A 24,751-nucleotide genomic window follows, 5' to 3' on the forward strand; every position below is an offset into this window, starting at 1 on the left:
TGTGAGCTGGCATTGTCACACAGGAGTCCGCCGGCACGGGTAGGACGCCGCCCCATGGTTGTGTCGGCTACTTGCTACTGATTATCGGAATTGCTCCGTCGAGATATCAAATCGCTTGAGCTTGTCGTACAGGGTTTTCTTCGGGATATTCAAGGCAGCAGCTGCATCGATGACGTTTCCATTGTGGCGGCGCAAGGCTTCTTCGATGATGGAAATCTCGAAGGTGTCGACTTGCTCGGCCAGCGAGGCTTCGCGGCAGCCGGCCGGGCTCAAGGTGTCGTCGAGCAAGCCCAGCACGAAGCGGTCGGCCACATTGTGCAGCTCGCGCACATTGCCGGCCCAGCGCTGCGCCATCAGGGATGCGATCAGCTCGCCGCTGACGAGGGCGGCCGGCTGGCCATAGCGCAGCGCCGCCTGCAACACGAAAAACTCGAACAGCAGGGGGATATCCTCGCGCCGGTTGCGCAGCGCCGGCAAGGTCAGGCTGGCCACGTTCAGGCGGTAATACAGGTCGGGGCGGAACTTGCCCTGTTCCGCCAGCACATTCAAGTCTTCCTTGGCGGCGGCAATCACGCGGAAATTGACGGAAATCAATTTATTCGACCCGAGGCGCTCGACTTGCCGTTCCTGCAGCACGCGCAGCAGCTTGACTTGCAGGGCCAGCGGCATGCTTTCGATTTCGTCCAGGAACAGGGTGCCGCCGTTCGCGTATTCGATCTTGCCGATGCGCTGGCGCTGCGCGCCCGTAAATGCCCCTTCCTCGTGGCCAAACAATTCCGATTCAAAAATCGATTCGGGCAGCGCGCCGCAGTTGATCGCCACGAAAGGGTGGTCGCGCCGCTCGCTGAAGTCGTGCAGGCAGCGGGCGATCAGTTCCTTGCCCGTGCCCGTTTCGCCCAGGATGATGATGTCGGCCGACTTCGGCGCCAGGTTCAGCACCAGCTGGCGCACCTTGGCCATGGCCGCGCTGCGGCCCACGATGCGCGCCTCGATGCCGACCCGCTGCTCGAGCTGGCGGCGCAAGTTCATGTTTTCCAGCACCAGATGGCGCTTGTCGAGCGCACGGCGGCACACTTCCACCAGCAGGTCGGCGGAAAACGGTTTTTCGATGAAGTCGTAGGCGCCACGGCGCATGGCACCCACGGCCATCGACACGTCGCCATGGCCCGTGACGAGGATGACGGGCAGGCTGGCATCCTGCGCCACGGCGATATCGAGCAGTTTCAAGCCATCCATGCCGGGCAGCTTGATATCGCTCAATAGAATGCCCGCAAATTCGGGCACCAGGTAGGGCAGCGCTTCCTCGGCCGTGGCGACGGCCGTCACTTGCAGCCCTGCCAGTTCCAGCGATTGCCGGGCGCCCTTGCGCACGACGGCATCGTCTTCCACCAGCAGCACTTGCATGCCTTCAAAATTATTCTCGTGCATCAGATGTTTCCTTCGTCTCTCTCCCCCGGGGCGCAGCAGAGGGTGATGGTAAATTGCGCGCCGCCCCCTTCCTGCGCGCTGCGGTTGCGCACGGCCAGTGCGCTGCCGGCCGCGCGCAGTATGCCTGCACTGATCGACAATCCCAAGCCCAGCCCGTGTTCCTTGGTGGTATAAAAAGGGTCGAAGATCTTGTCGAGCGAGGCCAGCGGGATGCCGGGGCCATTATCGGTGATATGCAGCACGGCGAGGTCGCCTTCGCGGCGCACCTGGAACCAGATCTGCACGGGCTCGCTTTCCGGCACGGCATCCATGGCGTTGGTGATCAGGTTGGTAAACACCTGCTCCAGGCCGATGGCGTTGCACAGCACGATGAGGTCGTCTTCAAGCCAGCTTTCATGCAGGGTCAGGCGTTGCGAATGCTTGCGCGTGCGGATTTGCAGCATGGTTTGCGCAAACGCCTGGCGTACGCTGACGGGTTTTCGCGCATCGTCGCTGCGCCGCGCAAAGCCCTTCAGTTGCGATGTGACATAGCCGAGGCGCTTGACGAGGTCGGAAATGGTGGACAGATTATCCAGCGCATCGTCGATGCGACCGCGTGCCAAAAAGACTTTGGCATTGTCGGAAAAGGTTTGCAGGGCGGCCAGCGGCTGGTTCAGCTCGTGCGTGACGCCGGCCGCCATTTGGCCGATGGCCGCCAGCTTGCCGCTTTGCACCAGTTCCGCCTGGGCATAGCGCAGGGTCTGTTCGGCCCGCTCGCGTTCGGCCACTTCCGCCTGCAGGCGGCTATTCGCATGCACCAGATCGGCCGTGCGCTGCTCGACCTTGATTTCCAGCTGTTCATAGGCGCGCGCCAAGGTCTGTTGCGCATTGAGCTTGTCGGCAATGCGGCGCCGGCGCTGGCGCGCATACATCAGCCCCAGCAGCAGCAAGGCCCAGCCCAGCGCGGCGGCGATGGCTGCGTTGCGCGCCGCCTCGTCGACCTGGTCGAGTTCGGCCAGCACGGTGATTTGCCATTGCAGCGGACCCAGCGAGCGGTTCACGGCCAGGTAGTCAGCGCTGCCGGACAAGGCCGGCGTGTCGCCCGACTGCTGGCGCTCCAGGGTCATGACGCTGGCGCCATCGGCGAACTGGCGCCGCAGCCGGTGTGGCAGGATGGGCAGGTTTTCCTGCAGGAACTGCCGTTGTTCGCTGATATCGTTCTTGGCGGCCGGCGACAGCGGCGCCAGGGTCTTGAACTTGAAGGCTTGCGTGGTGGCCAGGATGATCACGCCATTCGCATCCTTGACCCAGATCTGTTCGCCCGCGCCCGGTGTGCGCCACGATTGCTCGATCCAGTCCAGGTTGACCTTGGCGGCGACGATGCCGATGATGCGCCCGTTGCGCTGCACGGGTTGGGAAATGAAATAGCCAGCCTCAAAGGTGGAGAAACCGATGCCGTAGAAGCGGCCGATGCCGCCCGCGAACGCATCCTTGAAGTAGGGCCGGAAACCATAGTTGACGCCCACGTAGGAACTGCGGTCTTGCCAGTTGCTCGACGCCAGGGTCGTGCCCTTGTCGTCGAGCACGTAGACGGCAAAGGCGCCCGCGCGGCGGTTCATGTCGACCAGGTAGGCGTTGATCTGCGTGACTTTGTCGGCGCTGGGCTGCTCCAGCAGTTGCGCCACGGCATCGCTCTGGGCCACGGCCAGGGGCAGGAATTCGTACTTGTTGAGGGCGCCGCCGATGGACGCGGCATACAATTCCGCGCGCGAGTCGAGCGTGCGGTGCAATTCATCGAGCTGGCGCTGCTTGACCCAGGCATACGACGCCCATGTCAGCATGACCAGTGAACCCGCGGCCAGCAGGGGGGCGAGCGCGGGTCTCAGGGGCCATTTGCCGAATGCCATGGTGCTCCGTGTGTCGGGTTGATCTTGCGTGCGCCGCAAAGTATGAATGGTAGTGTACGGCGGGATTCACCCGAACGGGTGAATCCTGATTTACGAATGACATGCAAATTTGCAGTGTCTGACAAAACCGTAGCGAGCGGAAGGAAGAGGTGGCCGAGAAGCGGAACCGTACTCTAATACGGTGAGCATCGCAGGCCGCCTATACCGACGCGCAGTAGGTTTGGTCAGACACCACTAATCAGCGGTGCTCGCCATCGTCTCCGCATTGTGATGACGTTGCTGCTCTTCCATCACCATCTCGCCCAGCATGCGCTTGAGGCGGTTGAACTCCGGGTCGCTCGGGTCGCGCGGGCGGGGCAGGTCGATCGCCACGTCGCGCTTGATGGTGCCGGGACGGTAGGTCATGACGATGGTGCGGTCGGCCAGGTAGATCGATTCCTCGATCGAGTGCGTGACGAAGACGATGGTGGTGCCGAAGACTTTCCAGATTTTCAGCAATTCATCTTGCAAGTTACGCCGCGTCAAGGCGTCCAGCGCGCCGAACGGTTCATCCATCAGCATGATGGGCGAATCGAGGGCCAGCACGCGGGCAATGGCCACGCGCTGGCGCATGCCGCCGGACAAGTCTTTCGGGTAGCGGGCACGGAATTCCGTCAAGCCCAGCATGCTCAGCAGCATGTCGACCCGTTCGCGGATTTCGGCCGGCGTCTTGCCGGCGATTTCCAGGCCGAAGGCGATATTGCTCTCAATAGTCATCCATGGGAACAGCGCGTATTCCTGGAACACCATGCCGCGGTCGGGACCGGGCTCGGTGATCAGCTTGCCGCCGGCCAGGATCTGGCCCGAGGTCGGCTGCGAAAAGCCGGCGATGGCGTTCAAGAGGGTCGACTTGCCGCAGCCGGACGGCCCCAGCAGGCAGATGAACTCGCCGCTGGCGATTTCCAGGTTGATATCCTTCAGGGCGATGACGTCGGCGCCGCCCGTAGTGAAGATCTTATTGACTGCATTGATATTGATCGTGGTCATGGCCGTTCCTCTCAGTGTTCCAGGCCGCGGTGCCACTGCAGCAAATGATTATTCAGGGCATTCATGGCCATATCGATGGCCAGACCGAACAGGCCGATGGTAAACATGCCGGCGATAATTTTGTCAGACCAGAAATACTCGCGCGCTTCCAGGATGCGGAAACCGAGGCCGCTGTTGACGGCGATCATTTCCGCCACGATCACGACGATAAAGGCCGTGCCCATGCCGATGCGCGCGCCGGCCAAAATATACGGCGTGGCCGCTGGCAGGATGACGCGGCGGAACATCGTCATCTGGCTGGCGCCCAGGTTGCGTGCGGCGCGAATATAAATGCCGTCGACCTGGCGCACGCCGGCGATGGTATTCATCAGCACGGGGAAGAAGGAACCGATGCTGATCAGGAAGAAGGCGGGCGGGTTGCCCAGGCCGAACCACAGAATCGCCAGCGGAATGTAGGCGATCGGTGGAATCGGGCGCAGCACCTGCACCAGCGGGTCGAACAGTTTATAGATGGTCTTGTTGGTACCCATCAGCAAGCCCAGTGGCAAGGCCAGGCCGGCGCCGATGGCAAAGCCGCCCAGCACGCGCGACAGGCTGGCCCAGGCGTCGTGCGGCAGTTCGCCGGAGAACATCCACACCAGGTAGTTGCCCGCTTCCGGCGTGTACGCTTGCATGGGGATCAGGTATTCATACCACTTCACCAGTACGGCCACGGGCGAGGGCAGGATTTGCGGGTTGATCCAGCCAAACGTCGACAATGCTTGCCAGAACAGCAACGCGACCACGGGCACGATGGCACCGTGCGCGAAGCGTTTCATCATTTGAATATTCATCGTGATACTTTCAGATTAGCGTGGTGCGTAGGATTTCTTGGCTTTTTCCAGCAAGTCCAGCTTGACCCAATCCTGGGCGGCAGGCGCCTTGGCCATGCGGCCCACGCCGAATTTCACCATGTAGTCGGTGGTCAGCTGTACGTGGCTCTGGGTGATGTCTTCCGTGAAGATGGCGTTGTCGATGGCATCGCGGTAATCCTCGGACGTGATCTGGTTCTTGAACATCGATTCGCGCACGTATTTTTCTGCCAGTTTCGGGTCGGCCAGGAAGGCGCGGGTGGCGGCGACGAAGCAATCCATGAAGCGCTGGGCCACGGCCGGCTTTTCCTTGTACATTTTTTCCGTCATCACGAGCGCGCGCACGGGCTCGCCCAGCGGCGTGTCATACGGCTTGATGATGGCCGCGCCGTATTTCTTGTGGATCGCCTGGGTCGAGTACGGCTCGGACTGGCTCATGACGTCGATATCGCGGGTCAAGAGAGCCTGGTTCAGGTCCGGGTAGCCCATGTACAGGATCTGTACGTCCTTGCCCGGCTTGTCGGACCAGGTCAGCTTGGCCTTGGTGAGTTCGGCAAACAGCAGGATTTCCTGTGGGCCACCGCGCGTGACGCCGACTTTCTTGCCTTTCAGGTCGGCAATGCCCTTGATGTTCAGGTCGGGACGCCCGACGATTTGCACGCCGCCCTTGGCGAAACCGCCCACCAGGTACACGGGCAAGCCCGTGGCGCGGCCCGTGATGGCCGCTTCCAGCGCGCTGGCGGAGACGTCGATTTCGCCGGCGATCATGGCCGGCACGATGTCGAGGCCCTTGGCGAAGATGCGTTCTTCGATTTTCAGGTCGTACTTAGGCGCGATTTCCTTCATGTAGGCGACGGCGCCGTAATGGGCGAATTTCAGGTTGCCCAGGCGTACGAGGTCGGCCGCATGGACGGCCAGCGGGAATTGCGCGGCCAGTGCGACGGCCACGGCCAGTGCTTTGGTATTCAGGAAGGACGGGATGCGGAAGGTGCGTGCCATGCTGTTGTCTCCAAAAAGTAGATGGTTTTATATAGTGGGTCAGGCTGCCGCTCTGGTGGCGGTTATGAAAATATAAAAGCATCTTCCGTGCCAGTGGAGCGCATTTTGGCGTTTATTGCAAGTGATTGTTTATAAAGGTTTAATTTGATTTTGTTGAAAGTGGGAAATATCGATAGTCCGTCTTTCCGCACGGCGAGGGGAAATGCTGTGCGAATTGCCGCATTTTCGGCGGGTGAATTCCATGCTGGCCGGTGCTGCGCCTGCCGTGGAACCTTCATGGCGTGGCCGACTCCAATCGTAAAAAAACGCGTTGCAAACAGGCTGGCAACGCGTAACTCCCCCCCGTGGAGTAGGGATGGCGCCACGAGTGCGCCTGATTGATCGCCGTCCGGCGGCCTCGTCTGTAGGCTTTACTTCGGCGCCGTGGCGGGCGGCAGGGCGGGCGCGGTGGCGGGATCGGTCAGCGGCGCAGGCGGCGTCGTGCTGCCAGCACCTGTTTCGGGCATGGCTGGCGTGACGGGGGCCGGCATCACTTGTGGCGCAGACGTGGGGTTGGGCGCTATTTCGGGCAGCGGTGCTTCTGCCGGTTTCTTACAGGCGGACAGGGTGACGAGCAAGGCGGCGGCCAACAGGGCTGGCATTTTCATGATGTTTCCTTTGCAAGAGTCGAAGGTTCGCGATGCGGGCGGCGGGGGCCGCGCGCGAAGCTTGAATTTATTGCAATGGAGCTTCTGCTTCTGTTCGCTATTTCACTTTGCGCCATGAATGGGGGCGCAGAGTGGGAGCACAGCGTTTTTTAGATGCCACTTAGATGCCATGAGAGAAATAATTCAATAGGGCAATATTTTTCGCTTTCTTGCTTCTAATGTTCGTTAACGCACAGACCAGTGAGGAGCAGGCTGGCATTCTGTGTGCAGACGCTCAGGATTCGTGGTGTTCTGGTATAAAAATTGCCAAGAACTTAACAATCCGGGCTACCGGCAATCGTTTAAAAGGAGTATTCAAATGCATGCAATGACTCAGTCTCACGTGAAGAGCGAATTAAAGGCAGCGCACCAGGAACTTCGTAGCCCCGAAAAAGGCTCGCAAATGGTAGAACGCGCAGCACCCATCCCCCCGGAACGCATGAATCCCATTTCCATGGCGCCGATCGAGCGCGTGCGTTCGACGTCGGCCACCCTGCGCCGCATCGAAAACATGCAAAAACTGATCGGCGAACTGTCGCTGCACGAGATGCTGGCCGATGAAATCGCCTGGTTCCTCAAGTTTTCGCCATCGGGTGCCCGCAAATACATCCGCGACCTGCGCGAAGCGGGCGTGATCGAACTGGCCCGCTATATCGAAGGTACCGCAACTTATCTGGGCAAGGCAGTGTACCAGCTGACGCCAGACCCTGAGCGCGTGCGCGCCTTCCTGGCCGCTATCGTCCAGCCAAAACGCGAAGGCGCGCCGCCGCGCAAGGACCGTCCCGGCCTGCGCGAGCAAAGCATGGCAGGCAGCGGCCGCCACTTCCACATCCTGGCCGATGACACGCATTACGCCATCCGCGTCAACCGCGGTCCCGTGACGCGCGATCCCCTGGTTGCCGCCCTGTTTGGTGCGCCTCAGCAAAAGGCTGCAGAGTAAACAATATTGCGCCCGAGCGGCCGCGCGGCGGCTGGCGGGCCTGATGCTTGTAGTCTGAATTATCAAAAGCATGTTGAAAGCCGGGTTAAACCCCGGCTTTTGGCGTTGCACCAGGCCCTTTGATCTGCTCTGATTGAAAAGACTGCAAGCATCCCCATGTGGGCTGGAGTGCCCGCCCGTCCCGCTGCGGGTTCATTCGAAGGAGCTTGTCCTTGTCTGCCTACGCCGTCTCCCTTAGCCTTATTGCCCTCGCTGTCCTGAAGCGGGCCGCCGCATGAACCCGCTGCTGTGGATCGCCTTCGTCACGGCCGCCATCGTGTTGTCGCTGTGGTTTCCCCGCTGGCGTTTGAAGCGTGCCCTGGCCAAGCCCTTGCCGCCCGAATGCCTGGCCGTGCTGGAAACGAATATTCCCGTGTATGCGCGCATGCCGGCGCCGCTGCAGGATCAATTGCGCCATCTCGTCGTGCAATTCCTGTACCAGAAGAAATTCGTCGGTTGCGGCGGCCTGGAGATCACGGACGAAATGCGCTACACCATCGCTGGCCAGGCTTGTTTGCTGCTGCTGAATCGCCAGACCCAGGTGTATCCGGAACTCGACACCATCCTCGTGTATCCCACGGAATTCATCGTCACGCGCAATGAAGTGGGGCCGGGCGGCGTGGTGACGCCATCGGCGAATGGTTTATTGGGCGAATCCTGGGGCGATGGCCGCGTGGTGCTGGCCTGGGATCACGTGCAGCGCGGCGCCGCTGACTGGACCGATGGCCACAACGTGGTGCTGCATGAATTTGCCCACCAGCTCGACAGTGAATCTGGCGCGGCGAATGGCGCGCCGTATCTGCCCAGCGTGTCCAGCTACCGCAGCTGGGCCACCGTGCTGTCGCGCGACTTCGACAACCTGCGCCACGACGCCATGCTTCAGCAGCAAAGCGTGATGGACCACTATGGTGCCACGAATCCCGCCGAATTCTTTGCCGTGGCCACGGAAACTTTCTTTGAAAAGCCGTACCAGATGGCCGAGCACCACGAAGAACTGTATGCGCAGTTTTTGCAGTACTACAAGGTCGATCCGCGCGACTGGATGGCGCCGCCAGTGGAAGCCGAACACATGGATTCGCCATTTCCCAACTTTGCCCAGCACTGGTAAGCGGGGACTTCAGCCCAGCAGCCGCTGTTTCAGCGCGGGATAGCTGCTGCGCGACACGGGTATGCCCGTGCTGGTTTGCGTGTCGAGTGCGTATTTGCCGCCCGCCGCGATCTGCAGTCGCTTGAAGCCCAGGCTGTTGACGATGTAGGAGCGGTGCACGCGCAGGAAGTGGGGTGGCAGCAGGGCCATGAGCTTGTCGATAGCCAGGTCGTGAAAGCACTGTTCGCCGCTGCGCAGCACGATATTGCTGTAGTGACCATCGGCCTGCACGTGGTCGATGTCGGCCATGGCGATCCATTCCAGCGCCCCCCGTTTCTTGATGGCCAGCGAGGCCGCTTGCGTGTGCCGCCCGGTATAGCGTTGCAGCGCCTTGTGCAGGCGTTCTCGGCTGAAGGGTTTGGCGACGAAGTCGAGCACGCCAAACTCGAAGGCGGTGATCGAGCGGTCCGCGTGGGCCGAGACGATGATGGTCTGGAACGGGGCGCTGCCGGCCTGGCGCAGCAAGTCGTAGCCATCCGCGCCGTGCAGGTGCAAGTCCAGCAGCAGCAAGTCATAGTCATGCTGCCGCAAGGCGGCTTGCGCCTGTTCCACATTGTCATGCAGCACGACATGGCTGAGGCGCGCGCCGAAATGCGCGCGCACCTCGCGTTCCAGGCCTTGCGCGATCAGCGGTTCATCTTCCAGTATCAACACATTCATGGCGCCGCCGGCAAGGTAAAGGTGAGGCGCCAGCCTGCTGGCTGTTGTTCGCTGGCATAGCGGGCATGATCGCCAAACACGGCGTGCAGGCTGGCGCGGATGTACTGTTCGCCCACGCCGCTACCCGCATGCGGGCGCGCTACGCCTTCCGGCACAATCAGGGTGAGCACGTGCGTTTGCGCATGTTGTGCGATGCGCAGGATAAAGGCCGCGCCCTGGCGGTAGCGGTTGTGGCTGAATGCATTTTCCAGCGCCGTCAGTAACAGCGCGGGCGGCACGGTGATGCCTGCCGCCTCGCCATCGAGCTGCAAACGGCACGGCTGCTGCAGCCGCGTGCCCATGATGCTCAGGTAATTCTCGCACAGGGCCAGTTCCTGCGTCAGGGCAATGCTGGGTTGCTGCGCAAACTCGTTGAGCATGCGCAATTCGGCGCCCAGCGCCTCGATGAAGTTTTCGGCCGCCTGCGGCGATTGCGCATTGAGTTCGCTGATCAGGCTGAGGGAATTCATCAGGAAATGCGGTTGCATGCTTTTGCGCAAGAGCTGGTTTTCCAGTTGCTGGGCACGCGCCGCCTTGCTGCGTTCGTGCAATAGCTGTGCCAGCAATTGCGCACACAGGGGCAGCAGCAAAAAGCACACGACGAGGGCGAAGCCGCCTTCGGCAAACTGGCTGCCCGTCAGCAGGAACAGGGCGCACGAAGCGAGCGCAATCAGCGTGCCGCCGCGGCTGCCCGGCAGGCGGCGCCACAGGGCGCCCAAGTTGAGCATCAGGCTCGCTGCCAGGCCCGCCAAAAACATCAGCCAGCAGCGGGTGTCGAAATGCGCGGGCAGCGCGCCGGCCAGCGCGATGCATGCCAGCAGCACTGCCGCCGCCAGCGGCCAGCGGGGCAGGTGCCAGGCCGTATAAAAATACAGGGGCAGCAGGGCGGAAAACAGCCAGGTCAGGGCGCTGACGGCATACAGGCGCGGCAAGTGCCAGGGATAGGCATAGCCGGTCAAGCTGCGCCAGATTTCCACCACCAGCAGCAGCGCCGCCACCAGGCACAGCGCGGCAAACATGGACCAGTGCCGTTGCCGCTGGTACAGCACCGTCAAGGACAGGAAGAGCAGGGCGACGGCCCCCAGCGCCCCGGCCAGCAGCAGCGGCGGCAGCCGGTACCAGGCCAGCCCCGCGCGGTAATCTTGCCGGTCGACCAGGTACAGCGCATAAAATGGCGACGCCAGGCGGTCCGGCACCTGCTGCGTCGATAACAGCAGGCGCAGGTGGTGCTTGCCGGCGGTCAGCTGCTGTGGCGTCAGGTGGATGGCGAAATCGATGTCACCCGCACGTTCCCCGCTGGCCTGACGGGCCGGTTGGCCATTGCTGCCGATCAATACGCCATCGAGCCACAGCTCGCTGGAAGCCAGCGCGGACAGCACCAGCAGTTGCGTCGACGACGGCGTGGCGGCCAGGCTGACGTCGCGCTCGACACACAGCAGCTGGCCCGGCCGGACCAACTGCTGCAGTGAGGCGGCTGGCGCAGATGGTGGGTTGCCGCAGGTGCGCCAGCCTTCGTCTAACCCTAGCGGATGCATGGCGCAGGCGAAGGTGGGCAAGGCCAGGCAGCAAGCGAAACAGTACCGCAGCAGGTAGTGGAAGAAAGAGCGCATGGCGGGCATTGTAGCTGCTCCTTTGCAACATTTTCATGCTCTTTGGTGTCGTTCATGCGGACCACGTGCATTTCGTGCAGCGCCCGCCAAAAGTGTGTAAAAGAACACTTACCATGCATCAGCGCCGCGTGGTGGACGCGGCCTCACCAGGGAATGACTGATTATGCAAAGCAGCAAATACTATGGTTTCGCCGGCGCGCTGGCGCTGTTGTGCGGCGTGGCGCAGGCCGCCTCCGAACCCGCTTCCGCGCTGGCCGCGCGCCTGGCGGACTTCGATGGCTGGGTGGCCCAGCGCATGGGGGCGGAACGTATTCCGGGCGTGACCGTCGGTTTTAGCCAGGGCGACGTGGAATGGGTAAAAGGCTATGGCTATGCCGACCTGGAAAACCGCGTGCCGGCCACGGCCCGGTCCAGCTACCGGCTGGCGTCCGTCACCAAGCCCATGACGGCGGTGGCCGTCTTGCAACTGGTCGAACAGGGCAAGATCGACCTGGATGCGCCCGTGCAAACCTATGTGCCGTATTTCCCCGTCAAAGCGTTTCCCATCACGGTGCGCCAGTTGCTGGGCCACCTGGGCGGCATCGATGCCTATCGCAACAGCCAGGTGGAACAGCATTTCAAGGAGCGCAAGGATACGCGCCAGTCCATCGCCGTCTTCGAGCAGTTCGATCTGATCGCCGAACCGGGCACGCGCTTCCGCTACACCAGCTATGGCTACAACTTGCTGGGCGCCGTCATCGAGGGCGCCTCGGGCGAAAGCTATGGCGGCTACATGCGGCGCCACGTCTGGGGGCCGCTGGGCATGGACGCCACCGTGCTGGATGACCCGGACGCCGTGATTGCCCATCGCGTGCGCGGCTACCGGCTGGACGGCCAGGCCTTGAAAAACTCGGAATTCGTCGATATCAGCAGCCGCTTTTCAGCCGGCGGCACACGCAGCAGCGTGCCCGACATGCTGGCGTTCGGCAGGGGTGTCCATGACGGCAAGATCCTGTCGGCGGCCAGCGTTGCCGCCATGGTGCAGCCGATGGCCACGCGCGCGGGCCGCTTGACGAACTATGGCATGGGCTGGGAAATCTTCCCCGCGGGCGGGCGCTACGCCATGGCCCACAGCGGCCAGCAGCCGGAAACCGTCACCTATCTGTACAGCTTTCCCTCGCGCAAGCTCACCATTGCCGTCGCCGCCAATCTCGAGCGCGTCAATCCCGAGGCCTTCGTGCGGCGTCTGTTCGAGGTGGTCACGGGCGAACCGTGGCAGCTGAACACGTATATCGCCGATGCGGGCGCGCAGCGCGCTTACCAGGTGGCGCAAGGCCTGTTCGAGGAGGGCAGGGCGCATGCCGAGCGCACGCGCCAGCCTTATGCCGATGCCGCCACCACGCGCGAGGCATTTGCGCAAATCAACCGCCAGGCGCTGGCGCCGGACGCCACGGCGGCGCGCGCCTTCATTGAAGCGGCCCGCCATCCCGCCGGCGGCCGCGTCTTCCTGGTGGCTGGCGCCAGCATGGCCGCGGCGTTGCGCCAGTCGGGTATCGACCTGGACACCTACTCGCGCGGGGGAGCGCTGGCGTTTGCGCGCGACTATGTCCTATTGTCGCAAAGCAAAGCGGCCAGCACCTTGCCCCGCTTCGACCCCGCCTTCGAGCAAGCCATCGTGGCCCTGGCGGCCAGCTGGGACCGCACGGCCGCCGTCGCCTGGCCGGCCGCACCTGCACCCGCCTCCGCGTACGCGTCTATTGCTGCACTCGGTAGCCAGCTGCGCACGGCCTTCCGCGGCCAGCGCGCTTATCCCGATTTCGTGTCCGAGCTGCAAGACCTGGCGCAGGCATCGGCCGCGCGCGGCGAGATGGAATCGGCGCTGTCGGCCAGCCGCCTGGCCGTAGAACTGTATCCGCTCAGCGATCGCGCGCATGCGCTGCAAGGCTTGACCTTGCTGCGCGCCGGCAGGACGGAACCTGCGCTCGCCGCCCTGCGCCTGGCCCTGGCCCGCGACCCGCTGGGTGCAGCCAGCCCGGCGGCGCTGAACCTGGAAGCCTACCGGTTGAAAGGCGGCGGCGCCGTGGCGCAAGGCATGGTCGTGTTGCAGGCGGCCGTCAGCCTGCATCCGCGCGAAGCAAATCTCCAGGACAGCCTGGCCGAGTTTTATGTAGAGCAAGGCTTGCGCCCGCAGGCCGTCGAGGCCTACCGGCAGGCACTGCAGCTCGATCCCCGCTATCCGGGTGCCGTGGGGGCCAGGGCGGCGATCCAGCGCCTCGGTGGCGAGACGAAGGCGCTGGCGCCTTAGATGAATTCTGCATAAACATGGGTGAAAAGATTCCTTTTTGGAAATAAGGGCGCCGCGGTCTAATGGCGGCATTCATTACGCCACCAAAGGAATCCCATGCAGACCCGTCTTCACTTCGCCGCGCTTCTTTTCACCTCCATCGCCTTCACGCAGGTGGCGCAAGCGGACCAGCTGGCCGCCATCAAGGCGAAAGGCGAGCTGGTCTGCGGCACCCTGGGCACGGACGAGCCGAACAGTTTCATCGACGCCAAGTCGCGCCAGCTGGTCGGCTATGAAGTGGACCTGTGCCGTGCCATCGCCCAGGGCCTCGGCGTCAAACCGGTGATCAAGCAGCTGGCCGTGGCTGCCCGCATTCCTGAATTGCAGCAAGGCCGCATCGATATACTGACGGCATCCCTGACGCACAACAAGGAACGCGAAGCGTTGATCGATTTTTCGCTGTCGACGTTTTATACGGGCCAGCGCGTGCTGGTCAAGAAAAGCAGCAATATCACGACGGTCGCTGGCCTGGCCGGCAAGAAAGTGCTGACCGTCAAGGGCGGTACGCAGGAACCGAATATCCGCAAGGCCGTGCCCGGCGTGGACGTGGTGACATTCGAGACGGCGGGCCAGGCCTATCTGGGCTTGCAGCAAGGCAAGGGCGTCGGCTATGTCGACGATGAAGTCTCGCTGCTGAACAACTACGCCAAGCTGGGCGCGGCGCAACAGGATTACCTTGTGCTGCCGCAAAATATCAGCCAGGAAGTCTTCGCCTTCGGCATCCGCAAGGGCGAGGCGGGCGTGAAAACGGCCGTCGACCAGGTGCTGCGCGGACTGGAAAAATCGGGCGAGGCGGAAAAACTGTTCTTCAAATGGTATGGCCCGACGAGCAATGTGAAATTCCAGAAGCGCAATTTCAAGATCGAATCGGACAAGATTGACGCCTGAACCTCGCCTGACTCTTCCGCATGTTTGATCTGAACTTTTTGCTGGCCGGCGACTACCGCGACTGGTTGCTGTCCGGCTTGCTGCTGTCCTTGCAACTGATGGGTATCACCTTGCTGCTGGCCTTGCCGCTGGCGTGCGGCGTGGCCATGCTGCGCCTCGCCCCGTCGCGCCTGCTCAATGCCCTGGGGGCCGCGTACGTCGAGCTGATCCGCAACGTGCCCTTGCTGGCCCACTTCCTGTTCTGGTATTTCGGCGCGCCCGAACTGATGCCCGACACCTGGAAGGAGCGCTTGTATGCCGGCAATATCGAAGCGGCCAGCGCCGTCACTGCCCTGACGTTATACACGGCTGCCTACATGGCGGAAGACATCCGCAGTGGTATCCGCGCCATTCCTGTCCAGCAATTCGAGGCGGGCCGGGCGCTGGGTTTCAGCTTTCTCGCCACCATGCGCCTGTGCATCGTGCCGCAGGCGCTGCGCCTGGCCGCGCCGCCGTTGCTGTCGCAAACCCTGAACCTGTGGCAAAACACCAGCATCGCCACCGTCATCGGCGTGGCCGAGCTGATGTACCAGACACAGCGCGTGGAAGCGGCCTCGTTCCGCAGCGTCGAGGCGTTCGCCTTCGCCAGCGTGGCTTACCTGGCCGTCTCCCTGCTGATCGCCAGCCTGGCGGCCTTGCTGCAAAGGAAGGTGTCCTGATGCTGGAACTGCTGCACGATTACTGGCTGTATTTCCTCGTGGGACGCTATCCCGAGGGGCCGCTGGGTGGTCTGGCGCTGACGGTGCTGCTGGCGAGCCTGGCGTTGGTGCTCAGCCTGCCGTTCGGCTTGCTGCTGGGGCTGGCGCGCCTCAGTCCCTGGCGCCTGCTGCGCTGGCCCGTCGCCGCGCTGATCCACGTGGTGCGCGGCATCCCCTTGCTGCTGGTCATCTTCTGGGCGTATTTTTTCCTGCCCAGCTTCACGGGCCACGAAAGCGGGCAATTCGGCACCATGCTGGCGGCCCTCGTCATCTTCGACGGCATTTACCTGGCCGAGATCGTGCGCGCCGGCGTGCAAGCCGTGCCCCGGGGACAGGTGGAAGCGGCCCGTTCGCTGGGCTTGAATTACCTGGACAGCATGCGCTCAGTGGTGCTGCCGCAGGCGCTGCGCCACATGCTGCCCTCGCTGGTGAATCAGTTTATCTCGACCATCAAGGAAACTTCGCTCGGCTATATCATCGGCCTGGCCGAAGTGTCGTTCATCGCCTCGCAAGTCAACGGCCTGGTGTTGACCAAGCCCGTGCCAGTGTATTTCCTGCTGGGCATGACGTATTTTGTTTTGTGTTTCAGCCTGTCGCGCGCCGCCTTCTGGCTCGAGCGGCGCCAGGCGCGACTCTTGAAAGCGGCAGCATGATTACCTTTGACAACGTCAACAAATACTATGGCGACTATCACGCCTTGAGCGGCATCAATGAACACGTCGCCAAGGGTGAAGTGCTGGTCGTGTGCGGCCCGTCCGGTTCCGGCAAGTCGACACTGATCCGCACCATCAACCGCCTGGAGACGATCGCTTCGGGCCGCATCACGGTGGCGGGCCAGGATATCCATGCGCCGGGGCTGGACGTGAATGCCTTCCGCTCGCACATCGGTTTTGTGTTCCAGCAATTCAACCTGTTTCCCCATTTATCCGTGCTGGACAATTGCGCGCTGGCGCCGCAGCGCTTGCGCGGCCTCACCCGGCGCGAAGCGCAAGAGCGGGCGCTGGCCCTGCTGGAGCGAGTGGGGCTGGCGCACAAGGCGCGCGCCATGCCGGCGGCTTTGTCGGGGGGGCAGCAGCAGCGCGTGGCGATCGCCCGTGCGCTGGCCATGCAGCCGCCGCTGATGCTATTTGATGAGCCGACCAGCGCGTTGGACCCGGAAATGGTGGGCGAGGTGCTGCAAGTGATGCGCGACCTGGCGCAGGGCGGTATGACGATGGTATGCGTCACGCACGAAATGGGCTTCGCGCGCGATGTGGCGGACCGCGTCTGGTTCATGGATCACGGGCAAGTGCTGGAGCGGGCCACGCCCGAAGATTTCTTTGCGCGGCCGCAACATGCACGCGCACAGCAATTTCTCTCCGATATACGCAGTCCGTTCGGCGTATCCGCATGAGTGGGCACATGAGTGGGCACATGAGTGAGCGGCTGTGTGCGTAAGCGTACGGTATTTCGCTGCGCTCAGGCGCACGCTGGAACGGTGGCGCACGGTGCGCCCGCAGCCGACCAGGAGGGCCGTATCATGTCACGCATCATCGCAGGTCATTTTCAGTTGCAAGAGCAGATCGACGCCGCGCGCGCCGCCCTGAATCAGGCGGGCTTTCCCGATAGCCGCATCAGCGCCTTCTTTGTCAACCAGCCGGGCCAGCATGATTTGCATGCGCTCGGTGGCGACCGCGACATGTCGCCTGGCGCCAAAGAGACGCCGGAAGGCGTGGTGGAAGGCGTGGCGGTCGGGGCCGCCGTGGGCGCCGGCATCGGTGCCGCCGCCACCTTGGCGACAGGGCCGCTGGGTCCGGTGGTGGGGGCGCTGGTGGGCGCCCACGTGGGCTCGCTCTACAGTCTCAATAAAATGAAGGAGGCGGGCGAGTCCGAGAAGCATGGCGAAAAGACTGGTGAAAACCGCCGCCAGCCAAGGCATCCGGGCATGCTGATCGCGGTGGCGCTGGGCGGCCTCGACGAGCGCGAACGGGCGCTTGAAGCACTGCACCGGCTGGGCGCCGAGCATATCGAGGAAGCGGAAGGCACGATTGCCAATGGCGACTGGCACGACTTCGATCCGCTCAGCATTCCCGTGCTGGTGGCGTGAATCGGCACACCCGCCGTGCAAGATGCATAAATGCCGCGCCGCACGAAATTTAGGTATGATACCTGTCAGTATTCGTAATTATTGGTAAACAATGCCGACAGGGATAGTTTCCGTGCGCCCGAAGTGAACTGGACCAAGGTGACTGCCTGTAGTACTTGCCTCGCATGCTAACGAGTATGAATAGGAGGGCGCGTCATGACACAGGCATGGTTCATTCTGACACGGGCCGATGGGCGCGACATCTGCGCGCCCTCGCCAGCACAGCTGGCCGATGCGCTGGCCGAAGTCTACCGCGGCGGCGCCATCACGCCGGACGGCAGCCAGGCCGCCGTCGTGTTGCGCTTTGGCTACGACGATGGATTGATGTATCAGGTCGAGGTCGCTAGCGGAGGCGAAGTCACTTTCGAAGAATGGTCGGACCGCGATTGTGAAATCGCCCTGGCCAGTCCGCGCCGCATGTCGGCCCTGCCGCAGGGCGACGCGCTGCAACTGTGGCAATGGCTGGCGAAGCGCCAGGTGGCGAAAATCCGCAGCCAGCCCTGGCAGGGCGCCTAGCCCTGCCATCTTTTCAACGCTCTAGTGCGCCATCAGCACGGGAATCGTCATGCTCTGCAAAATCGTGCGCGTGACGCCGCCCAGGATGGTTTCACGCAGGCGCGAATGTCCATACGCTCCCATCACCAGCAAATCGGCCGACAGGTCCGCCGCCTGCGACAGCAGCGCTTCGCCAATATCGCCACGCCGCACGCCACCGCCATCGAGCAAATGCAGCCGCGCTTCGACACCGTGGCGCGCCAGGTAGTGCGTCAGTTCGGCGCCCGGTTGTTCTCCGTGCTCGGCGGCATGCACCTGGGCATCGAAGATGGCCACGTGGACTTGGCCGGCGCGCTGCAGCAGGGGCAGGGCGGCGGTCACGGCGCGGCTCGCTTCCTTGCTGGCATTCCACGAGATGAGCACATTGCGCGCGGCCGCTGGCGGCGCCAGCAGGGGCAGCGGTGGCGCATACGGCACGATCAACACGGGGCGGCCCGAATGCAGCAGCACGTAGGCGGGAAAGTCGCGCATCACGGACGGCGATTTATCCTTGGCATTGTATTGGCTGATCACCACCAGGTCTGCATAGCGGGCCAACAGGCTGATGCCGCCTGCCGCCTCGTCGTCGAGCACGCGCTGTTCGAACGAGGCGACGCCGGCCGCGCGCACCCGCGCCTCGAAACCGTCGAGGGCGCGCGTCGCCCGTTCTCTCAGGAAATTGAGGTGCAGACTCAGGTTAGGGTCCGCATCGAGGTCGGGCTGGTTCTGGTACAGCAGGCGCGACACGCCCGTCAGCGCCACGCCCGTCAGGTGGCCGCCGCAAGCCTGGGCGATGCTGGCGGCCGCTTCGATGCGGGCGGCGCGCCCGGCGCTGTCGTCGATGTGCAGCAGCACGGTTTTGTAGGTCATGGCGTAGCCTCTCGCTGTGGAGTGAATCTCATTCTGGCACAGACCGGGGCGTCGGCCGCGCACGACTGCATCAGGCTGAGCACTTGATCTGGCGCAAAGCTGGCGATAAACACTGCTCCTACACTTGATGCCACGCAGAACAACCATAACAAGCGGGGAGAGACAGCAATGAAGGAACAAAAGGTAGCGCTGGTCACGGGCGGCATGGGTGGTCTGGGCACGGCCTTGTGCCAGCGCCTGCATGCGGCGGGCTTTGCCGTCGTGGCGGCGCACACGCCGGGCAATGCGCGCGTGGAAAGCTGGCTCGACGAGCAGCAGGCGCAGCAGTATTATTTTCATCCGCTGGCCATCGACGTGAGCGATTTTGCTGCCTGCAGCGACGCCGTGGCACGCGTGCTGGCGCAGTTTGGCCGCATCGACGTGCTGGTCAACAACGCCGGCATCACGCGCGACCAAAGCATGCGCAAGATGGAATTGCCGCACTGGGCCGAGGTCATGCGCACCAATCTCGACAGCCTGTTCAACATGAGCAAGCAGGTGCTGGAACCCATGCTGGCCAACCGCTGGGGCCGCATCATCAACATCTCGTCCGTGAATGGCCAGAAGGGCGCGTTTGGCCAGTGCAACTATGCGGCCGCCAAGGCGGGCGTGCATGGCTTCAGCAAGGCGCTGGCGCTGGAAGTGGCGCGCCACGGCATCACTGTCAACACGGTCTCGCCCGGCTACCTGCGCACGCAGATGGTGACAGCCGTGCCCGCCGATATCCTGGAAACGAAGATACTGCCGCAGATTCCCCTGGGCCGCCTGGGCGAACCGGACGAGGTCGCTGCCCTGGTGGCCTACCTGGCGTCCGACGAGGCGGCGTTCGTCACGGGCGCGAATATCGCCATCAATGGCGGGCAGCACATGAGTTAAGCATGCTGAGTCAAGCAAGCTGAGTCAAGCAAGCGTGCAGCTTGCAGCAGGGCAATGGCAGTAGAGGAGACCCGTCCATCCTACCGGCACACAGAGGCTGGCGGAGGACGACAGGCCGCATGGCAGCGCGGAGGGAAAGCAGGGGAGCGGGGCAGCGATGCCTTGCCCCCTTGCCTTGCCGCAGCACCAGGTCAGCGCTGGTTTTTTTCCAGCCGCGTCTGGCAATCGATGCACAGGCGCGCTTCGGGGCGCGCATTCAGGCGCGACAGGCCGATGGCTTCGCCGCAGTTGTCGCACAGGCCATAGCTGCCATCGGCAAACTTGGCCAGCGCGTGCCTGATGATGGCCAGCTGCGCCAGGTTGTGCTCGGCCGCTTCGCTGACGAGGGCGTTCAAGGTGTGCACGCTGGCGTTGTCGGCCGGCGAGGCTTCGATTTCATTGAGCAGCGAGGCGCGCGCATCCGCTTCGGCCGTTTCGTTCTCGATCTGTTCCAGCAACGCCAGCTTGCGTTGCTCCAGCGTGCCCTGCAGGCGCTGCAACTGGTCTTGCGGCAATCCATTCATGGTTGTCACCCGGTAGAGCTTACTTCCATTATGGTAATCCAAGATTGGCCGCCCTGCTTGCGCGACTGCCCGCGCTGCGTTTGATACGGCGCAGGCAGGCATGGGCCGTTCTATGCTGGTTCTTTCAGGCAGTTGACCATCCAGGCCACGCCGAACTGGTCTTTCAGCATGCCGAAGCGCTTGGCCCAGAACGTTTCCGTCAGCGGCATCTGGATGTTGCCGTCACGCGCCAGTACGTCGAAAGCCCGTTCCGCTTGCTCCGGCGTATCGAGGGTTAGGCAGACCGAGCAGCCACTCATGCCCTTGGCGCCATCCTCGGTGCAGCCGCCGTCCGAGCCCATCAGCATGGTGGGACCCAGTTGCACGGAGCCGTGCATGATCTTGTCGTACCAGTCTTCCTTGACTTGCTCCTGGCCCGGTGAGCCGCGAAACGGCATCAGGCACAGGTCTGTGCCATGCAGGTGCTGGCGGTAATATTCCATCGCTTGCGCGCAATTGCCATTGAATTGCAAATACGGTTCGATACGCATATTGGCCCCCTCTGGTCGCCCGCCGGCACGATTGCCATGCGGGACGTCCCAGTATAGGTGCTCGCTGGCCAATTTCAATCAGTCCGGCGCCGTCTCTTGCAGCCGCTCACGCACCTTGCCCAGGGTGCCGAGGATGCGCTCGGGATTGCCGGCCAGGACGGCGCTGCCCAGCTGCAACAAGCTCGTCGCCAGGCTGATCCAGTGCCGCACGTCGTCGTTACGGGCGATGCGCAGGCGCACTGTGTCGAGCAGGCCGCTGAGCTGGCGCTGCGCCGTTTCCAGGCCGGCCACCGTGTGACCTGCGGCATCGGCATACAACTGATTGGCTTGCTGGCGCAAGGCCACTTCCAGGGCGAAGACGGCCTGTGCCTGGCCGTGGCTGATGCCGTTTGCTCCCTGGCTGGCGCGCTTGCGGATGGCGCGCATGACGGCGCCATGCAGGGTGACGGCCGCCTGCGACAGGCTGTCGGCCAGTTGCTCGACGCGCATGGCGCTGCTGAGAGCCGCTTCGCGGCGCTCGCTACTGCTGCTCCTGTCTACCGATCCGTCCATTGTGCCTCCGTGGTGGTGAGGGTGGCAGCGAGGTGGGCATGGTCGCGCCCCAGTGCCGCCAGTTTCCGGCGCGTCAGCGTATGGCGCAGGCCAATCAGGCGATATTCCTCGGCTTTGCTTTGCTGCATGTTTCTCGCCAGTACGACCAGCAGGCGCTGCTGCGGCGTGTCGGCATACGCGATTTCCACGTCGAGCAAGCCGAGCACCATGTCGCGCTCGTTATCGCCGCTCTTGTCGTACAGTGCCAGCAAGCTGTCCAGCGCGGCCAGCAGGGTTTGCAGCGGCGCGTCGCCGTCGTGCAGCACCTGCGCCAGGTGCCCCTGCTGGCTGGCCGCACCGCCCAGGCGCGCGAGTTGCTGCAGTAACAGGGTGTAGGCGCTGACGTGCCGGTCGTCGATGCCGCTGCCCGGCCAGGCGCGGATGGCAGCGCCGGCACTGGCCAGTTCGGGCTGCACGTCATACGCCTCGGCTTGTGCCAGCCGGCCCAGCGCCTGCAGGTACAGGCGCACGGCCTGCGCCAGGCGCGCGACATCGGCTTGCGCGGCGTGGCGCTGCGCATCGAGCAGGCGTTCGCGCGCGTCTTCGGCTGGCGACAGAAAGGGACGGGCGCGCTGGTAGCTGTCCACGTGGCGCTGCGACAGCTCGTTGAAGGCACTCAGGGCATCGGTGCCGGCGGCCAGGGCGCGCACTTGCGCCAGCTCGGTGCGCGCGGTGGCGCAGCCGCACAGCACCATAGTCAGGCAGAGGTGCAGGCAAAGGGCGCGGCGATGGCGGGTGGGCAGGGCGGACACGTCACCTCTCGACAGGAAATACTGTATGGAAAGGTATTGTGGTGGCAGCCTGCGCCGCCCGCCTTGTGCGGGCGCAAGCGCGCTGCGATCAGGTGCCCGCGATGTCAGTCAATTGTTCGCGCCAGTCCAGTCCGGCCACGGTGTTGCTGGCGGGACGGTATTCGCAGCCGACCCAGCCTGCGTAGCCGACCTCGTCGAGCAACTTGAACAGATGGCGGTAATTGATCTCGCCCGTGCCCGGTTCGTGGCGGCCCGGCGTGTCGGCGATCTGGATGTGGCGGATCAGGGGCAGCAGGGCGCGGATGGTGTTGCTCAGTTCGCCCTCCATGCGTTGCATGTGATAAATGTCGTACTGCAGGAAGATATTGCTGCGCTGACAGTCGGCAATGATGTCGGCCGCCTGCTGGCTATGGTTCAGAAAGTAAGCGGGCATGTCGTAGTGGTTGATCGGCTCGATCAGCACGTTGATGCCATGCGGAAGGCAGGCGTCGGCCGCATATTGCAGGTTGCCGATCAGGCTTTGCCGTGCCCGCTCCAGGCTCATGCCGGGCGGCACGATGCCAGCCATGCAGTGCAGCTGTTTCGCGCCCAGCGCCAGCGCGTAGTCGAGCGCCAGTTGCACGGTGCTGTGGAATTCCTCGCTCCGGCGCGGATCGCAGGCGATGCCCCGTTCGCCGTTTTCCCAGTCGCCGGGCGGGAAGTTGAACACGGCCAGCTGCAAATGGTGGCGTTCCAGCCGCATGGCGATCTGGCGCGCCTCGACGGCATAGGGAAACAGGAATTCGACGGCATCGAAGCCAGCCTCCCTGGCGGCGGCAAAGCGGTCCAGGAAAGGCAGTTCGGTAAACATCATGCTGAGGTTGGCAGCGAAGTTCGGCATGGCAGCACGCAGGTGGGGATGATGGCTGCTATCCTAGCCCAAATCGGCAATCGGTGGTGTGCATAAAAAAACCGTTCCAGAAGCAAGTCCTGGAACGGTTATTTATTGCTGCGATACGCGCTTACCCGCGCGTCTTAGCGGCCGCGGCCACCAGATCTGTGGTTGGCTGCCGAACGCGGCGCATTGCCGCTGCGGTTGCCACCGCCACCGCCGCCCGCCGGGCCGGCGCTGCGTGGCTTGGCGCCGCTGCCGCCGGTTTTCACGCGCACCACGGCGCCAGCTGGCGCGCGGCTGTTGTTGCGGTGGCCGCCGGTGCCACTGCGCAATTGCACAGGCTGGGCGCGGGCGTTAAGGTCTGGCTCGAAGCCTTCGATGACTTCGCGCGGCAGGGTTTGCTTGATCAGCTTTTCGATGTCTTTCAACATTTCGTGCTCATCCACGCAGACCAGCGATACGGCTTCGCCCTTGGCGCCGGCACGGCCCGTGCGGCCGATACGGTGCACATAGTCTTCCGGGATGTTCGGCAAGTCGTAGTTGACGACGTGCGGCAACTGGTCGATATCGATACCGCGCGCGGCGATGTCGGTGGCGACCAGCACTTGCAGGGTGCCATCCTTGAACTCGGACAGTGCGCGCGTGCGCGCCGACTGGCTCTTGTTGCCGTGGATGGCCAGGGCGCCGATGCCGTCCGCGCCCAGTTGCTCGACCAGTTTATTGGCGCCGTGCTTGGTGCGTGTAAACACCAGCACTTGCGTCCAGTTGTTCGACTTGATCAGATAGGACAGCATCGGGTGCTTCTTGTCGCGGTCGACCGGATGGATTTTTTGCTTGATCACTTCCACGGTCGAATTGCGGCGCGCCACTTCGATCATGGCCGGCTTGTTCAGCAAGCCGTCGGCCAGGGCCTTGATCTCTTCCGAGAACGTGGCCGAGAACAGCAGGTTCTGGCGTTTCGGCGGCAACACGGCCAGCACTTTCTTGATGTCGCGGATGAAGCCCATGTCGAGCATGCGGTCGGCTTCGTCGAGGATCAGGATTTCCACTTTCGACAGGTCAACCGTGCCCTGGCCCATGTGGTCCAGCAGGCGGCCCGGCGTGGCGACGAGCACGTCGACGCCGTGTTTGAGCTGCTTGATTTGCGGGTTGATGCCGACGCCGCCGAAGATCACGGTCGAGTTCAGCTTGGTGTACTTGCCATAAGTGCGCACGCTTTCCTCGACCTGCGCGGCGAGTTCGCGCGTCGGTGCCAGGATCAGGGCGCGGATCGGGCGCGTGGACGTGTTGCTGGTGATGGCCGCGCCATTTGCGTCGGTCGACAGGCGGTGCAGCAAGGGCAGGGTGAAGCCGGCCGTCTTGCCGGTGCCGGTTTGTGCGCCGGCCAGCAAGTCGCCGCCAGCCAGCACGGCGGGAATCGCCTGCGTCTGGATCGGGGTCGGCACGGTGTAGCCGTGTTCGGTAACGGCACGTACGATAGCGTCGGACAATCCGAGGGAGGAAAAGGACATGGTAACTTTATTGTGAGATCGGCCTGTCGCCATCGGGGGGCGCCAGTCGCAGGCAATCAGATTAGGGGTCGAAAGACAGCGGCAAGGGGACTGGTCATATGTGCCGCACACGCGAAGTATAACAGCATGGCAAAAAAGCGCTGAGTTTGTTTCAAGTACGCCATGCTGCAAGTAAAGGAAATGCATGGCAAGGGCGCGCTCCTGATGGTCGTTATTCACTACTATCG

At 63.2% G+C, this 24,751-nt stretch carries 26 protein-coding genes; 10 read left to right on the forward strand and 16 right to left on the reverse strand.

Annotated features, from left to right (window positions below; translation table 11 throughout):
• Window positions 1–81: 81 nt before the first annotated feature.
• From ACQ4WN_RS22495 to ACQ4WN_RS22525, 7 genes are all read right to left on the reverse strand, one after another.
• Window positions 82–1,428, reverse strand: a complete 1,347-nt coding sequence (locus ACQ4WN_RS22495; RefSeq protein WP_070224931.1) for a sigma-54-dependent transcriptional regulator — start codon at window positions 1,426–1,428, stop codon at window positions 82–84.
• Window positions 1,428–3,314: a sensor histidine kinase gene (locus ACQ4WN_RS22500; protein WP_436553531.1), complete on the reverse strand. Its 1,887-nt coding sequence runs from the start codon at window positions 3,312–3,314 to the stop codon at window positions 1,428–1,430. Before ACQ4WN_RS22500 ends, ACQ4WN_RS22495 begins: the two co-directional genes overlap by 1 nt.
• Before the next feature lie 234 nt (window positions 3,315–3,548).
• Complete coding sequence (locus ACQ4WN_RS22505) at window positions 3,549–4,340, reverse strand: ABC transporter ATP-binding protein (protein WP_100876234.1); 792 nt, start codon at window positions 4,338–4,340, stop codon at window positions 3,549–3,551.
• An 11-nt stretch (window positions 4,341–4,351) separates the two neighbouring features.
• Complete coding sequence (locus tag ACQ4WN_RS22510) at window positions 4,352–5,161, reverse strand: ABC transporter permease (RefSeq protein ID WP_436553532.1); 810 nt, start codon at window positions 5,159–5,161, stop codon at window positions 4,352–4,354.
• A 27-nt stretch (window positions 5,162–5,188) separates the two neighbouring features.
• Window positions 5,189–6,190 (reverse strand): ABC transporter substrate-binding protein, encoded by a 1,002-nt coding sequence (locus ACQ4WN_RS22515; RefSeq protein ID WP_436553533.1) that lies wholly within the window; start codon window positions 6,188–6,190, stop codon window positions 5,189–5,191.
• A 62-nt stretch (window positions 6,191–6,252) separates the two neighbouring features.
• Window positions 6,253–6,555: a hypothetical protein gene (locus tag ACQ4WN_RS22520; protein ID WP_436553534.1), complete on the reverse strand. Its 303-nt coding sequence runs from the start codon at window positions 6,553–6,555 to the stop codon at window positions 6,253–6,255.
• 45 nt (window positions 6,556–6,600) lie between these two features.
• Complete coding sequence (locus ACQ4WN_RS22525; RefSeq protein ID WP_436553535.1) at window positions 6,601–6,837, reverse strand: hypothetical protein; 237 nt, start codon at window positions 6,835–6,837, stop codon at window positions 6,601–6,603.
• Between the two features lie 478 nt (window positions 6,838–7,315).
• On the opposite strand from ACQ4WN_RS22525, the gene ACQ4WN_RS22530 reads away from it, so the two are divergent.
• Together ACQ4WN_RS22530 and ACQ4WN_RS22535 are read left to right on the forward strand one after the other, a co-directional pair.
• Complete coding sequence (locus ACQ4WN_RS22530) at window positions 7,316–7,816, forward strand: winged helix-turn-helix domain-containing protein (RefSeq protein ID WP_010396453.1); 501 nt, start codon at window positions 7,316–7,318, stop codon at window positions 7,814–7,816.
• Between the two features lie 274 nt (window positions 7,817–8,090).
• Window positions 8,091–8,963, forward strand: a complete 873-nt coding sequence (locus ACQ4WN_RS22535; RefSeq protein WP_436553536.1) for a M90 family metallopeptidase — start codon at window positions 8,091–8,093, stop codon at window positions 8,961–8,963.
• A 9-nt stretch (window positions 8,964–8,972) separates the two neighbouring features.
• Here the strand turns inward: ACQ4WN_RS22535 and ACQ4WN_RS22540 are convergent, their stop codons facing one another.
• Both ACQ4WN_RS22540 and ACQ4WN_RS22545 read right to left on the reverse strand, forming a co-directional pair.
• Window positions 8,973–9,662 carry a LytR/AlgR family response regulator transcription factor gene (locus tag ACQ4WN_RS22540; protein ID WP_436553537.1) on the reverse strand — a complete coding sequence of 230 codons (690 nt, stop codon included), beginning with the start codon at window positions 9,660–9,662 and terminating at the stop codon, window positions 8,973–8,975.
• Window positions 9,659–11,320: a histidine kinase gene (locus ACQ4WN_RS22545; protein WP_436553538.1), complete on the reverse strand. Its 1,662-nt coding sequence runs from the start codon at window positions 11,318–11,320 to the stop codon at window positions 9,659–9,661. Before ACQ4WN_RS22545 ends, ACQ4WN_RS22540 begins: the two co-directional genes overlap by 4 nt.
• A gap of 154 nt (window positions 11,321–11,474) precedes the next feature.
• On the opposite strand from ACQ4WN_RS22545, the gene ACQ4WN_RS22550 reads away from it, so the two are divergent.
• The 7 genes from ACQ4WN_RS22550 to ACQ4WN_RS22580 all read left to right on the forward strand — a co-directional run bounded on the left by ACQ4WN_RS22550 (window position 11,475) and on the right by ACQ4WN_RS22580 (window position 17,900).
• The gene (locus ACQ4WN_RS22550; RefSeq protein WP_436553539.1) at window positions 11,475–13,595 is read left to right on the forward strand and encodes a serine hydrolase domain-containing protein; all 2,121 of its coding nucleotides are present in this window, start codon (window positions 11,475–11,477) and stop codon (window positions 13,593–13,595) included.
• A gap of 96 nt (window positions 13,596–13,691) precedes the next feature.
• Window positions 13,692–14,522, forward strand: coding sequence for a transporter substrate-binding domain-containing protein (locus ACQ4WN_RS22555; protein ID WP_436553540.1), 831 nt, complete (start codon window positions 13,692–13,694; stop codon window positions 14,520–14,522).
• Window positions 14,523–14,542: 20 nt separating this feature from the next.
• Window positions 14,543–15,220, forward strand: a complete 678-nt coding sequence (locus ACQ4WN_RS22560) for an amino acid ABC transporter permease (protein WP_436553541.1) — start codon at window positions 14,543–14,545, stop codon at window positions 15,218–15,220.
• Complete coding sequence (locus ACQ4WN_RS22565; RefSeq protein WP_436553542.1) at window positions 15,220–15,912, forward strand: amino acid ABC transporter permease; 693 nt, start codon at window positions 15,220–15,222, stop codon at window positions 15,910–15,912. Before ACQ4WN_RS22560 ends, ACQ4WN_RS22565 begins: the two co-directional genes overlap by 1 nt.
• Window positions 15,909–16,652 (forward strand): amino acid ABC transporter ATP-binding protein, encoded by a 744-nt coding sequence (locus ACQ4WN_RS22570; RefSeq protein WP_436553543.1) that lies wholly within the window; start codon window positions 15,909–15,911, stop codon window positions 16,650–16,652. The genes ACQ4WN_RS22565 and ACQ4WN_RS22570 overlap by 4 nt, the downstream gene beginning before the upstream one ends.
• A gap of 126 nt (window positions 16,653–16,778) precedes the next feature.
• Entirely contained in the window at window positions 16,779–17,345 is a 567-nt protein-coding gene (locus ACQ4WN_RS22575; protein WP_436553544.1) for a hypothetical protein, read from the forward strand.
• A gap of 195 nt (window positions 17,346–17,540) precedes the next feature.
• Complete coding sequence (locus ACQ4WN_RS22580) at window positions 17,541–17,900, forward strand: hypothetical protein (RefSeq protein ID WP_436553545.1); 360 nt, start codon at window positions 17,541–17,543, stop codon at window positions 17,898–17,900.
• 21 nt (window positions 17,901–17,921) lie between these two features.
• Here ACQ4WN_RS22580 and ACQ4WN_RS22585 read toward each other — a convergent pair whose 3' ends face one another.
• Window positions 17,922–18,788, reverse strand: coding sequence for a universal stress protein (locus tag ACQ4WN_RS22585; RefSeq protein ID WP_436553546.1), 867 nt, complete (start codon window positions 18,786–18,788; stop codon window positions 17,922–17,924).
• A 168-nt stretch (window positions 18,789–18,956) separates the two neighbouring features.
• On the opposite strand from ACQ4WN_RS22585, the gene phbB reads away from it, so the two are divergent.
• Window positions 18,957–19,703 (forward strand): acetoacetyl-CoA reductase, encoded by a 747-nt coding sequence (gene phbB, locus ACQ4WN_RS22590; RefSeq protein ID WP_436553547.1) that lies wholly within the window; start codon window positions 18,957–18,959, stop codon window positions 19,701–19,703.
• A gap of 191 nt (window positions 19,704–19,894) precedes the next feature.
• On the opposite strand, the gene ACQ4WN_RS22595 is transcribed toward phbB, so the two are convergent.
• The 6 genes from ACQ4WN_RS22595 to ACQ4WN_RS22620 all read right to left on the reverse strand — a co-directional run bounded on the left by ACQ4WN_RS22595 (window position 19,895) and on the right by ACQ4WN_RS22620 (window position 24,524).
• Window positions 19,895–20,266 (reverse strand): TraR/DksA family transcriptional regulator, encoded by a 372-nt coding sequence (locus ACQ4WN_RS22595; protein WP_436553548.1) that lies wholly within the window; start codon window positions 20,264–20,266, stop codon window positions 19,895–19,897.
• A 110-nt stretch (window positions 20,267–20,376) separates the two neighbouring features.
• Window positions 20,377–20,796, reverse strand: coding sequence for a VOC family protein (locus ACQ4WN_RS22600; RefSeq protein ID WP_436553549.1), 420 nt, complete (start codon window positions 20,794–20,796; stop codon window positions 20,377–20,379).
• A 78-nt stretch (window positions 20,797–20,874) separates the two neighbouring features.
• Window positions 20,875–21,348 carry a hypothetical protein gene (locus ACQ4WN_RS22605; protein ID WP_436553550.1) on the reverse strand — a complete coding sequence of 158 codons (474 nt, stop codon included), beginning with the start codon at window positions 21,346–21,348 and terminating at the stop codon, window positions 20,875–20,877.
• Entirely contained in the window at window positions 21,333–22,139 is an 807-nt protein-coding gene (locus ACQ4WN_RS22610) for a hypothetical protein (RefSeq protein WP_436553551.1), read from the reverse strand. Before ACQ4WN_RS22610 ends, ACQ4WN_RS22605 begins: the two co-directional genes overlap by 16 nt.
• Before the next feature lie 88 nt (window positions 22,140–22,227).
• The gene (gene otnI / locus ACQ4WN_RS22615; RefSeq protein WP_436553552.1) at window positions 22,228–23,019 is read right to left on the reverse strand and encodes a 2-oxo-tetronate isomerase; all 792 of its coding nucleotides are present in this window, start codon (window positions 23,017–23,019) and stop codon (window positions 22,228–22,230) included.
• A gap of 134 nt (window positions 23,020–23,153) precedes the next feature.
• Window positions 23,154–24,524, reverse strand: coding sequence for a DEAD/DEAH box helicase (locus ACQ4WN_RS22620; RefSeq protein ID WP_131688001.1), 1,371 nt, complete (start codon window positions 24,522–24,524; stop codon window positions 23,154–23,156).
• Window positions 24,525–24,751 lie beyond the last annotated feature (227 nt).

This window comes from Janthinobacterium pasteuri (genome assembly GCF_051380775.1).
Classification (GTDB): domain Bacteria; phylum Pseudomonadota; class Gammaproteobacteria; order Burkholderiales; family Burkholderiaceae_D; genus Janthinobacterium.